This is a genomic window from Planomicrobium sp. MB-3u-38 (genome assembly GCF_002836425.1).
GTDB classification, from domain to species: domain Bacteria; phylum Bacillota; class Bacilli; order Bacillales_A; family Planococcaceae; genus Planococcus; species Planococcus okeanokoites.
The window spans coordinates 1-11,214 of record NZ_PJBO01000046.1 but is presented as its reverse complement, the minus strand read 5'-3'; the positions used below and the strand labels follow the sequence as shown (position 1 = coordinate 11,214).

Here is an 11,214-nt window from a genome sequence, read left to right as displayed (position 1 = left end):
TTTCTATGAGGGGCATACTTAAGTTTTTATGTTTTTATATAAGTGACATTCATTTAGTATTACCTTTTCACAAAACCTATGCTATAGTTAGATTAATTTCAATCAAACGCAAGCACTGCGCATGTTACCGCTATCCATTGAGGATAGCGGCGATATGCGCTTTTTTTATTAACTGATTAGGGAAGGAATGGTTTTCTATGTATAAGTCTAAAATTGAAATCTGTATGGTCATTACAAATGAGGTAGCAACAGAAGTAAAAGAAACGATTGTTAAAGCTATAGTCGGAGAGGGATATAAAGTAAATCACTACCATTCAATTGAGAAATTTCTTGGTTGGTATGTAAAGTATCCCTTAGAAGTATGTCTAATTACGAATGAAAGCATCGCTTCTGAATCTTATCAAGAACTTAAGAAACAATACCAGGAACTAAAAGACATTGTCTTGATAGAGCCCAGTGATGAAATATCGACACTTACAGAGCATAATGTTTATATCGATTCGAAGAACGGCGAAATCAATATTAATGATTTGCTTCAAGCAATAGATTTCATCGTTGAGCAATTAGAAATGGCAATGTATGACGGAGAAATTGACGAAGACTATGAGAATGAGATGGACGAAAAGAATTTACAAACAGAGAGTACTATGAATATCGATCAAGTTGAAAAATTGCAACCGAAATCAACTCCAGCTGGAGAAAAACTAAATGAAAAGATAAATGAATCAAAAGAAAGTCAAGATAATCACGAAAAATCAAGTGAACAGTTAGAACATGAGTCAGCAGTGACAATAGTTAAGGAAGATGTAAATGAGCAGGAAGTAGAAATTAAAGAGCCAATTTATGAAGCTGCTCTAGAGAATGATGCTAAGTCGCCCTTGCAAAATAATCCGTTTCCGATGCGACTAAGAAATATTCAAAAAAGCTTATCTGGACTTGAAATGGACAAAAACAAGACAATTGGTATTTGGTCGCCGTTGCCTGCAGTTGGTGTAACATCATTTCTCATTAACTTTTCTCTGTTTCTATCGGAGAATAAAGTTTATACGGCAGTTTTGGAACCTATTACCTCGAATCATGTATTGAAGGATTGGTTAAAACGCTATGTACCAATTCCGAATAAGTGGGTGAGCTTAGCCCATAACTTACACACTTACGAACCGGTGGGGGACAGTGAATGGAGTTACAGGGAAGTAAAGTTCTTTCCGCTTAACACAAATGATATAAAACAAGACTGGAGTGCAGAATCATTCAAAGCTTATCACTGCATGACTGAAATCTTTGATGTGACACTGGTAGATATGCCTACTGGAGAAATGAAATCGTTTACGAATGAATCCCTTAAATATATGGATGAATTATGGATTATTGCATGTGATCGCATCCAGCAGCTATATAGCTGGAAAGACTATATCAAAAAGATTGAAGAAACACATAATATTCCAATTCATCTTATACACAATCAAATGATAGATGTGTCAAAACCTAATCTGATAAGTGAACACATGGAATTGCCACTGCTTGCTACAATTCCAGCTTTATTTGATGAAACAGCAAAGAACTATTACCAGAAAAAACCACTCTATTTGCATAAAAAGGTTCAGCCAATACTCGAACCACATTACCATCAACTTGCAACCCATTTAATCGGACCGTCATTCCAGTTGCAGGATAAGAAACCAACCGTATGGGAACGAATCACTAAAATCACAAAGCTTCATGCTATCTTAAATAGATAAATCGCACATAATACAACGAAATAACTAAAAATCTTTAAAGCTGCCCACTAATTTTTACACAAAATATAGACAAGGTATTTCGCGCTGAAGACAGTTGAGCATATCTTAAATTCGATTCATAACTATCCCATGATCCGTATCAAAAAAAATTATGTAGGTATTATTCGCTGCTGATTACTTTTTATACAAAAGTTAAATAAAGAACTATGAAATAAACGGACAGATGTACCAGAGAATATTGCGATTGGATTTAGGAAGCTGCAGAAACTGTAATGACTACGGCTTTTATTACCGCAATAAATATATAAGTTATAAGCCAAAGGAGCTCTTTTTCGGTAATCATTACGAAAATATGATGCAGTAAGTACCGCAATAAATACGGCGATAAATAACGTAATACCAGTATTACAGTGAATGGGTTGATGTATGATGTGTTAATTAAAAATAAAGAATGGAAAACTGCAGTTTTTGTTTTAAATCCGTTAAAATAAGAAAAAAGCAGAGAGATTTTCATATTAACAATTAGTCATTAGAAGTAGAAAGAGGAGTTGAAAAAAGATGAATCCAAACTTAGAGGGTACCAGGGAACGATTTATACATCAGTTGCAAAGGGACTTGGTCTATTTTGCAAACCGCCAGAATAAAGCACTCAGTCACTCTTCAGCGGAAACAATTGCTCAGCGGGTGATGGAAAAAGCAGATTTGGAAAACTCGGCATTTCAGCACAAAGGAACTTCCTGGCTGGCTCGGATCATTGTCAATAACTTTCCTGCTCCGCCTACTGGTGCTAAGAAGTAAGAACTACGGGCAAACGAGAATAGAAAGGAAGATTTGATGTCGAAACATCCTATTGTTATCCAAGGAACCAGCTTTCTGCAAGCGAAGGAAAGTGATCTGTTGACTGAGAAAGAGCTGGCCATTGTCCTTGAGATAGTCAGCATGGTCGATTCAACAGACGAAGACGACAAAGATTACGAATGGTCAGTCCAGGAATGGTATGAAATTCTAGGGATAACGGGATCCAATCGGGATCTTCAATTTAAAAACATCTTTCAGGATCTCATGATGAAAATAGTAGAAATACCCCGTGAAGGTAGAGGGTGGCTCCTGACTCACTGGATCTCCAGCGTTTTATACTCGAAAAACACTGAAACCGTGAAGATCGGGTTAACCCCGGAACTAAGACCCTACTTCTTGCATTTAAAACATTCACTTAAACTTGAATGAAAATAGAATAACAAAGGCGATGAAATTGCCAGTAAGCTTTACTTTGTCGCCTGGACTACTTTAGCTAAGATGCTAAAAAATAAGGAAAAAGACTGGTTGCTTGTGATAAAAAGAAGAGGAGTTGACGGTGATGACAGTAAAAGAAGCGATGAATGAAATCGAAAAGAAAAAGTATGAATTCTTCCGTTGCCGAATGCTGAGCGCTTCCACCTATGCAACAATTTTCTACTTCGGCTGGCGGGCCAAGAGAGTGCTGAAACAAACCAAAAGAAGAGCATTGTTTGACATGAACAAGACGAAGTAAAACGGTATAGTGCGGACTCCAAGGCTAACCAGAAAGAAGGGAAAAAGATGGTGACATTGTCTGAACTTATGAGGGAATCTGAAAAACTGGAATTCCGGCTCCTGCAGCAGCGGATGATGGAAGCTCCAACCTTCCTGACCTCGCTGTATTTCAAATTGCGAGCAGATGGAGTATTGCGCCAGGCAGAGCGACGGATCCGGCGCGAGGCGATAGGGAGACAGCAGCGTAAAAACAGAAAGGGATGCTGACCATTAGGATTTTCGGTCCGCATCCCTTTTCTTCATTTTGACTGTAGCCTGTTCATAGTGTTCAGCCAGCCGGTCTTCGTCTCTGGCTCTAGCCAGGAGCACCCAAATGCTTTTCGACACATCGTTCACGCGTTCAGTATCTGACGAGTATTTGCTGCGGATCTCGTCTTTCACATCCTCCAGAGACAGATCGAAACCTTTTCCGGCGTTCACCAGCTCACTGAAGAACAGCGATACGTACCGCGCGGTCTCCTGGCGGTAGGGAGTCCCCAAGCGCAGCGCTTCCAACTGGGCCATTTCCAAGGCTCTCTTTTCGTGTTTCACCATCTTTACCTCCTTCCAGGTGCCGTTCGAACTGAACGGTCAATGAAACGCCTGTATATCTTCTACGTATGACCCCGTTTCAGCTTTGCAGACGTAACGCTCTAATGGCCTGTGTGGAAGAAGCGGCCAGCACTTTAAAAGGCCACAGTTTTGGTCCGCACCTTTGATGGTAGCCTTCCGCATAAACCATCCCTTGAAAGGCGGTTATTGTCATGGGCTTTGAGATAAGTAACCGTAGATCAGTTCCGTTGCTGCGTCGATGGAGTCCAATTGTTCTTCTTTTGGAAGCTTCGAAAAGTAAACCGTGTATACCCCGGTGGTTTCTGAAAATTTGATTTGAACCAATGAGGGACTTTCTTTTGTCGAGTAATGGTTGATGCCAATGCTGTTCGATTCTTCCGTTGTTTCCAGGAGCAGTTTGATATTTTCCTTCTTCATCCCCATCCTCCTTTCTTTTTGTTCCAGAATCGCAAGTTTACGTGACTCCGCTATATGCTTTAGCCAAAACGCAGATGGGCAAGAGGAATGAAAGGGCAGTAAAACAAAATGACCCACCGTGGTCCGCATTGTGAAGAGGCGTGGTGGGTTCTGTAGCTTCATTCTATACATATTGAGGAGGAGTGGCTACCCTTAAATCTTGTTCTGCAACTCTTCCAACAGCAGCTCGGCGCCTCTTGGACTCAAATACAAGCCTTTGGCATAAGCGGATTCAATGTTTTCATTCAGGATTTCTCCCGTTACCGCGCAGGTCCGATCGGTCTGGTATTTTTTGAGAATGATTTTATCGTCTTCAAGAAAAATTTCCATCGGATCACCCACCGAAACGCCCAGGGATCTTCTCAACTCGATTGGTGTGACAATGCGGCCTAACTGATCAACTTTCCTCACAATACCGGTACTTTTCATCATAAGACTCCTTCATTTCTATAATCATCATACTCTTACTCATTCTACCTATTCGTGAAGCAACGCGTCCAATTTATGAACCGCTTGGAAGAGATTTTAGTCAGAGGAGAAATCAACTGATACAAAGATTTTCACGACGGTCATTCCAGTCAAATGCTCACTTTAGAATACGAAAAAACAGGTGCAGCCCCTTGAAGAGCGTGCACCTGTTTGCTTATTCGTAAATATCTTTTCGGTGTCCAACATCGATAATGGTAATAATGATTTTTTCATCTTCAATCAACGCCAGAATACGGTAATCACCGACCCGGTAACGCCACTTGCCTTTGTGGTTTGCAACCAATGCCTTGCCCTGTGTTCGTGGATCGTCGGTATCCTGCAGGTTCTTTTCGATCCAGCCAATCAGGAGAGAGGCTTGGTACCGGTCCATCTTTTTTAATTTCTTCAACGCGGCATCTGAGAAATGAACAGCATACATCGTCAGTTATAAACCCAATTCTTTTTTGACGTCATCCAAGGAATGGGTTTTTTCCATAGTGGCAAGGACCCGGTCAAAATTCTCAACATCCAGTTCATCTTCAATCTTCTCGATGATGGCATTGCGCATCAAGTCCGAAACGGATGTGTTTTTCAGTTTGGCGTAATCGCGGATGAGTTTACTATCGCGGTCATCTACACGCAAGGAAATAGTAGCCATGATAAAACCTCCTTGTACTCTTTGTAATACATTGTATTACAAATTTTGTTGTTTGTAAAATAATCGATTCGATTCTTTTCATCTGTTCATCAAACCCGGAAACTTACTAAACTAATCCTCCCAATAAAAAATAGCATCTATAACCAAGTATTGGCGTGCATTGCGATAAATTGTTGGAATAGAGGTCTGAAATGCCAAAGGACGATTAAGCTCTGCTGCTTCCAGTAATTCATAATTAAATTCTTTTAGTGCTTTTTCTAGTTCTGCTCTAGTGTTTTGAAATCTTTCGTTTATTCGTAGCGAATCAGGTCGATCGATTATAGAACCATATGCCCCGCTAATTACATTGTTTGTCTCTAGGTGAACCTTCTTATAGCGCATATCTTCACCCATGATTGCAACTGGTGCCAAACGGCTAATATCTACTATTAGCCCCTTTGTTTCAATCTCTTGTATCCCATGGTGTTCATCCACAATTACACAATCTTCTTTTTCATAACAAAAAAATTCAATAAACGAGGCATAACCGCTGCCAAAATGATTCCATTCAGCTTCACATACTACATTTGGAATACGATTGATTCGATGAAACAGCCTATTAATATGGGCTACAATCTCTTTTTCATCATTTGTATCATAGGGATATGCGTCACCTATAATTTTTCCCGCAATGAGCGTTTGTAATTGCTCGTTAGAAAATGATTTCATATCAATCGTCTCCTTAAACTCTATAAGTAGCACATTAATTCTTTAGGGTATTTTATCATTTTCTTTAACTAGACTACTCAAATGTTCATGTATATATATAACTCAAAAGATAGCTGTTTTATTAGGACAATAGAGGATTGTCGATACTGTTCTCATATCCGCGTCAAAATTTTCGTTTGATCTCACATACTCCATATGAATTTAAAAACTGAAACCTGCCATCACCTTAATCCCTAATAAAAGGGGATAGCACAAACAAAAAAAGAGCGACGCAGCTTATGATCTACATCACTCAACTCTCTACCTATTAATGTCGTCTCTAAGATATGGAGCAAAACAGCTGAGAAAACCCTACTGCTCCACCAGCGCTTCGCGCTTCGTCGCAAAAGTTCGACCGAATGTTGTTCGGTCGAACTTTTCCTGTGGCTTAGCGATTCGACCGATACACCGCTGGGAGTGCAGCGGACGAGGAGGATTGGGCGGGAGCCCGCTGGAAAGCGAAGCTGTTATGCGCAATATCGATTTATAAGTACAAAAAGCATTGGATCACTATTCAGAAAATACATAGTTTATACAAACTAATGACTAAATATACAATAAATCAGAAAACCATATTAATTTAACCTAAATTGCTGTAAACCTATCATTCGTATCGTACGATGGATACATATTGCGAAAATACAACGAAAATAACCGGGATATATCAACTGTAAAAAAACAATTTCCGGGACTAATCGTTTTTGCCTGCTGAAAATACTAAAAAAACAGCTATTTACCAAGTTTTTGTAATAATTATTCAGAGTACTCAAACATCCATTATAATCTTTTTATGCATGGAATTTCCTTATTATGCTATTCTTGAAATGTCGTACAATTCTGATTTGTATGAACTACACCGCAAAAGGGGAAATGAAATTGTCCAAAACCAATTTTACCAAATTCTTCAGCGCCATTTTGACCTTGGTCCTGGCATTCTCTCTGCTGTCGCCGTTTTCGGCATCAGCTGAGCAGAACCTTTCGTTCAAAGAAAGCCGGCAGACACAAAGTGAAATGGAAATCAAAGCCGCGATCGCGGATCAGTTGCGTGTCTTAGAAGGCAAGCCGCAGCTGCACGATGCACTCAAGAACGTAACAGGTGAACAGGAAGTGGATGTCATCATCCACCTGTCCGAAAAACCGGTCGGCCTTGAACGTGCGATAGTAAAATCGAAAGGCAAAGCATTCTCGAACGCCAACGCAAACAGCGTGAAAAAGAATGTCAAAGCCCAGCAGGCAACTGCAAAGAAAGAAATGAAAGCTCTGAAACTATTGGTTAAAGAAGGATATTCGTATCAAACAGTGCTGAACGGATTTGCAGCGACTGTCAAAGCGAAAGATCTGGACAAACTATTGAAGATAAAAGGCGTCACACTTGTTGAACCGGATGTGGAAGTTCATGCATTTGAAACAGGTGAAACTGCTGAAGACGGAGAAGTTGGGGCGGCGATGGACAACAGCATCGATTTCCTTGGCATCGAACCGCTTTGGCAGGAAGGTTTTGAAGGGCAAGGCGTGAAAGTTGCCGTACTCGATACGGGAATCGACGCGGACCACCCTGAATTTGCCGGCATCTACAAAGGCGGAAAGAACTTCATTCCGAACTCGGCAACTTACACAAAACCACGCGCAGATGATGACGCGTCTGAAACGCTGCCATCTGAACGTCCTGCAGGAACGCCGGAATTCAACGCAAACGGCAGTTCTTTCTATACATCGCACGGCACACACGTAGCAGGAACAATTGCTGCAATCGGCGCCAATGAATACGGCATCAAAGGAATCGCGCCGAAAGTTGACCTGTATGCATACCGTGTACTTGGCGCTTACGGCAGCGGATCAACTTCAGGAATCGTTGCAGCAATCGAAGAATCAGTCATCCAGGATATGGATGTCATCAACTTGTCACTGGGCGGAGGAGCCAATACTGAAATAGATGCAGGTTCATTCGCGATCAACAACGCAATGCTGTCCGGCACAATCAGTGTCCTGGCAACCGGCAACTCAGGCCCGAACCGCGGTACGATGGGCACACCGGCAACGGCGCGCCTTGGCATTGCAGTCGGCAACACGACCAACCCTGAAAAAATGTATGACGGAGCGGTCAGCATCACAGCAGGTGATTATAACTTGGCGAAATCGATGGACTTGATGGGCACAACATTTGGCCAAGATCTGGCAACGCAATTATCTGGTGAACTCGAAGTGGTTGCTGTACCTGGTTTCGGTACACCGGCTGATTTTGAAAAAGTCGATGTAACAGGCAAAGTGGCATTGATTTCCCGTGGATCGATCGCATTTGTCGATAAAATTGCAGCAGCAAAAGAAGCAGGCGCTATAGCAGCGCTTATCCATAATAATGCAGGTGGAACTGGTTCACCGGGGCCTTCAGGAACATTCCTGGGCGATGCATTTGAATTCCTGCCGACTTTCGACATGTCACAGACAGACGGTGAAGCACTCCGTGCGGCGCTGGCAGCTGATGCTGGGACAATCTCATTCGGCGGATTTACAAGCGAAACAACAAAAGGGGACGAAGTGAACTCTTCAAGTTCGCGCGGACCATCTACACCAAACTTTGATATCAAACCGGATGTAAGTGCACCGGGTACGAATATCATGTCAACAATTCCAATGTACAAAACGGATTTCCCTGATGCCACTTATGATCAGGCGTATACGCGCAAAACAGGTACATCCATGGCGACTCCGCACATCGCAGGAATCGCGGCGCTGGTTAAACAAGCGCATCCGGAATGGAATGCATTCGACGTAAAAGTCGCGCTTTCCAACACGGCTGAAATTCTTGATACAGAGAAATACGATGTCTTTTCACAAGGCGCAGGCCGCGTGAATGCTTATGCAGCAGTTCACCCTGAAGCACTGGCATATGCACAGGACAAAGCAGTACTTGATAACAGTGGAGCACTTGTCGACAACATCAAAGGGACTGTCACGTTCGGTCCGCAGAGCATTAGAGAATCAGGCGTTTCAGTCAATAAAGAAATTCTCGTCAAAGACATCGCCGGGGGTGGCGGCAACTATGACGTTACAGTTGAAGTGACGAAAGCATTTGCCGGTGCAGCTGTAACGGTGGATCAAAGTTCATTCGACTTGAACGGCGAACAGCTGTTGAACGTGAATTTGACAGCAGCTCAAAATGCAAACGTAAAACCGGGAGATGAAATTCTCGGCTATATCCATATCACAAACGGTGATTATGAAATGTCACTGCCATTCGCAGCTGATTTCGGCGAAGCTGCAACAGCAGAAGTCAAAAACATGAGCATCACGGAAACCGACTTGTCATTTGATGGCGACGGCGTCCAGGATATTGCTCAACTGGCTTTCACAATTACAGGTGACGTAGGAACGAACTACATCGAACTTTGGGACATCATGAACCCGGAGGGCGGCGAATTCGGTGACGGCTATATCGGTTACGTGCATTTCGCAAGTTCACTCAAGGCTGGTTCATACACATTGAACGTGGCAGGCCAATATCAGCCGTGGGGAGGCGCTCCGGCAACAACGATTCCGGACGGCCTTTATACGATTGACCTTACAGCCTCGACACCGAAAGGAAATATCGGCGATTACGTTGGGCCGGTAGTCGTCAAAACAACGGCTCCTGAAATTGCAGGAACAGTTGAAAACGGCCAGGCAACAGGCCAGATTACAGACAAATATATTGAGTACAATAAAGAACTGGCTCTCTATGGCCTCGAATACAACTTGAACGAAAAACTGAAAGCAACTTACACAGTTACTGAAAACGGTGAAGTTTCTGCACCGGTCAAATTCGACCTCGCGCAGGACGGTTCATTCGCATTCCCGGTAACTCCAGCGACAACGAAAGTGACAGTCGCTGTTGCAGATGCAGCTGGAAACTCTGCGGAAGCATTGATCTATGAAAGAGAAGAAGCGGAGCCTGTCGTCACGCTATCGGCTGACCCAGCCCAACTGGCACTGACAGTCGGTGACAGTGAGCAAGTCACAGTAACGCAAACAACAACACCTGAATTCGGAGATCCTGCAACTGAAGACGTTACAGCAGATGCTGTCTACACAGTCGCAGATCCAGCGGTCGCTTCCGTTGAAAACGGACTGGTGACTGCAAACGCTGCAGGCACAACTGCCATCACCATTTCATACGGCGGCAATGAAACAACAGTAACCGTCACGGTAACAGCTCCTGAGCCGGAACCGGAAGACAACACGACACTATCAGTCAATAAAGAAGAATTGACGATCAACGGCAAAAAAGGCAAAGTAGTCGTTTGGCAGGAAACGGTTCTTCCAAACGGCAAAACGAAAAAATCGAATGTCACGAAAGATGCGGTCTACACAGTAGCTGACGCATCAATCCTTTCTGTAACAGACGGTTTGATCACAGCCAAGAAATCAGGCAAGACAACCATCACAATTTCATATGAAGGCGACGAAGTTACGGTAGAAGTAACAGTCCGCTAACAAACACAAAAAAGCGAAGGAGAATTTTCCTTCGCTTTTTTTAGTGGAGTTTTTGAGGAGAAACAATAAGACGGAAAATCGAAAAACCAGGGGGAGGGAAACTCTCTGGCACTAAGACACAAATGTTCCTCAATTTGTGTCTTAGTGCGTGCCCCGTCCCTGTGTCGGACCCAAATGTTCCTCAATTTGGGGCTGACACAGGGACGTGTCCACAATCTCCCTGCAAATACAACTAATAAAAAAAGAACAACCTAGCACTTGAATTGCTTTAGAACTTAGCTTTTCAACTAGCTGGGGAGAGGATAGGAAAGACTAAGTTCAAGTTCAAAACAACGAATAACCCATTCACTCACAACCCTTCATCTATAAAGCCTGTTTACCGTGGCGCCCCTGTGTAATTCACAATTTGAGGAACAATTGTTTTTACACAGGGGCGCGCGGCAGAGCCACAATTTGAGGGACAATTGTGTCTTTGCTGTGTTTCCCAGTCCCCTTACCTACAACAAACCACAAAAAAACTATTGACTAATCGTAAGAAAAGAGTAGCCACGG

At 42.7% G+C, this 11,214-nt stretch carries 12 protein-coding genes; 6 read left to right on the top strand and 6 right to left on the bottom strand.

The window, feature by feature from the left end; all coding sequences use genetic code 11:
• Positions 1-197: 197 nt before the first annotated feature.
• The 5 genes from CXF70_RS09155 (at position 198) to CXF70_RS09140 (ending at position 3,518) form a co-directional block, all read left to right on the top strand.
• Positions 198-1,739, top strand: coding sequence for a hypothetical protein (locus CXF70_RS09155; protein WP_101802395.1), 1,542 nt, complete (start codon positions 198-200; stop codon positions 1,737-1,739).
• Between the two features lie 558 nt (positions 1,740-2,297).
• Positions 2,298-2,537, top strand: coding sequence for a hypothetical protein (locus tag CXF70_RS09150; RefSeq protein WP_101802394.1), 240 nt, complete (start codon positions 2,298-2,300; stop codon positions 2,535-2,537).
• Positions 2,538-2,573: 36 nt separating this feature from the next.
• Positions 2,574-2,966 carry a replication initiation protein gene (locus CXF70_RS09145; RefSeq protein ID WP_101802393.1) on the top strand — a complete coding sequence of 131 codons (393 nt, stop codon included), beginning with the start codon at positions 2,574-2,576 and terminating at the stop codon, positions 2,964-2,966.
• Positions 2,967-3,093: 127 nt separating this feature from the next.
• Positions 3,094-3,270: a hypothetical protein gene (locus CXF70_RS18160; RefSeq protein ID WP_158241176.1), complete on the top strand. Its 177-nt coding sequence runs from the start codon at positions 3,094-3,096 to the stop codon at positions 3,268-3,270.
• A gap of 47 nt (positions 3,271-3,317) precedes the next feature.
• Complete coding sequence (locus tag CXF70_RS09140) at positions 3,318-3,518, top strand: hypothetical protein (protein WP_101802392.1); 201 nt, start codon at positions 3,318-3,320, stop codon at positions 3,516-3,518.
• Positions 3,519-3,521: 3 nt separating this feature from the next.
• Here the strand turns inward: CXF70_RS09140 and CXF70_RS09135 are convergent, their stop codons facing one another.
• The 6 genes from CXF70_RS09135 to CXF70_RS09110 form a co-directional block, all read right to left on the bottom strand.
• Complete coding sequence (locus tag CXF70_RS09135) at positions 3,522-3,842, bottom strand: hypothetical protein (protein ID WP_145990716.1); 321 nt, start codon at positions 3,840-3,842, stop codon at positions 3,522-3,524.
• A 210-nt stretch (positions 3,843-4,052) separates the two neighbouring features.
• A complete protein-coding gene (locus CXF70_RS09130; protein ID WP_101802390.1) occupies positions 4,053-4,280 on the bottom strand; it encodes a hypothetical protein in 228 nt (75 codons plus the stop codon).
• Between the two features lie 192 nt (positions 4,281-4,472).
• On the bottom strand, positions 4,473-4,748 hold the full coding sequence (locus CXF70_RS09125) for an AbrB/MazE/SpoVT family DNA-binding domain-containing protein (RefSeq protein ID WP_101802389.1): 276 nt from the start codon (positions 4,746-4,748) through the stop codon (positions 4,473-4,475).
• Positions 4,749-4,962: 214 nt separating this feature from the next.
• Positions 4,963-5,226 (bottom strand): type II toxin-antitoxin system RelE family toxin, encoded by a 264-nt coding sequence (locus CXF70_RS09120; RefSeq protein WP_101802388.1) that lies wholly within the window; start codon positions 5,224-5,226, stop codon positions 4,963-4,965.
• 6 nt (positions 5,227-5,232) lie between these two features.
• Complete coding sequence (relB, locus tag CXF70_RS09115; protein ID WP_101802387.1) at positions 5,233-5,445, bottom strand: type II toxin-antitoxin system RelB family antitoxin; 213 nt, start codon at positions 5,443-5,445, stop codon at positions 5,233-5,235.
• A gap of 111 nt (positions 5,446-5,556) precedes the next feature.
• A complete protein-coding gene (locus CXF70_RS09110; protein ID WP_101802386.1) occupies positions 5,557-6,153 on the bottom strand; it encodes a hypothetical protein in 597 nt (198 codons plus the stop codon).
• 915 nt (positions 6,154-7,068) lie between these two features.
• Here CXF70_RS09110 and CXF70_RS09105 point away from each other — a divergent pair.
• Positions 7,069-10,662 carry a S8 family serine peptidase gene (locus CXF70_RS09105; RefSeq protein WP_101802385.1) on the top strand — a complete coding sequence of 1,198 codons (3,594 nt, stop codon included), beginning with the start codon at positions 7,069-7,071 and terminating at the stop codon, positions 10,660-10,662.
• The last annotated feature ends 552 nt before the right edge of the window (positions 10,663-11,214 follow it).

Bases quoted from the DNA above. Each gene is read 5' to 3' on its own strand.
- CXF70_RS09130 (WP_101802390.1), bottom strand. From the start codon at position 4,280: ATGAAGAAGGAAAATATCAAACTGCTCCTGGAAACAACGGAAGAATCG.
- CXF70_RS09120 (WP_101802388.1), bottom strand. From the start codon at position 5,226: ATGTATGCTGTTCATTTCTCAGATGCCGCGTTGAAGAAATTAAAAAAG.
- relB (WP_101802387.1), bottom strand. From the start codon at position 5,445: ATGGCTACTATTTCCTTGCGTGTAGATGACCGCGATAGTAAACTCATC.
- CXF70_RS09110 (WP_101802386.1), bottom strand. From the start codon at position 6,153: ATGAAATCATTTTCTAACGAGCAATTACAAACGCTCATTGCGGGAAAA.
- CXF70_RS09140 (WP_101802392.1), top strand. From the start codon at position 3,318: ATGGTGACATTGTCTGAACTTATGAGGGAATCTGAAAAACTGGAATTC.
- CXF70_RS09150 (WP_101802394.1), top strand. From the start codon at position 2,298: ATGAATCCAAACTTAGAGGGTACCAGGGAACGATTTATACATCAGTTG.
- CXF70_RS09155 (WP_101802395.1), top strand. From the start codon at position 198: ATGTATAAGTCTAAAATTGAAATCTGTATGGTCATTACAAATGAGGTA.
- CXF70_RS09125 (WP_101802389.1), bottom strand. From the start codon at position 4,748: ATGAAAAGTACCGGTATTGTGAGGAAAGTTGATCAGTTAGGCCGCATT.
- CXF70_RS09145 (WP_101802393.1), top strand. From the start codon at position 2,574: ATGTCGAAACATCCTATTGTTATCCAAGGAACCAGCTTTCTGCAAGCG.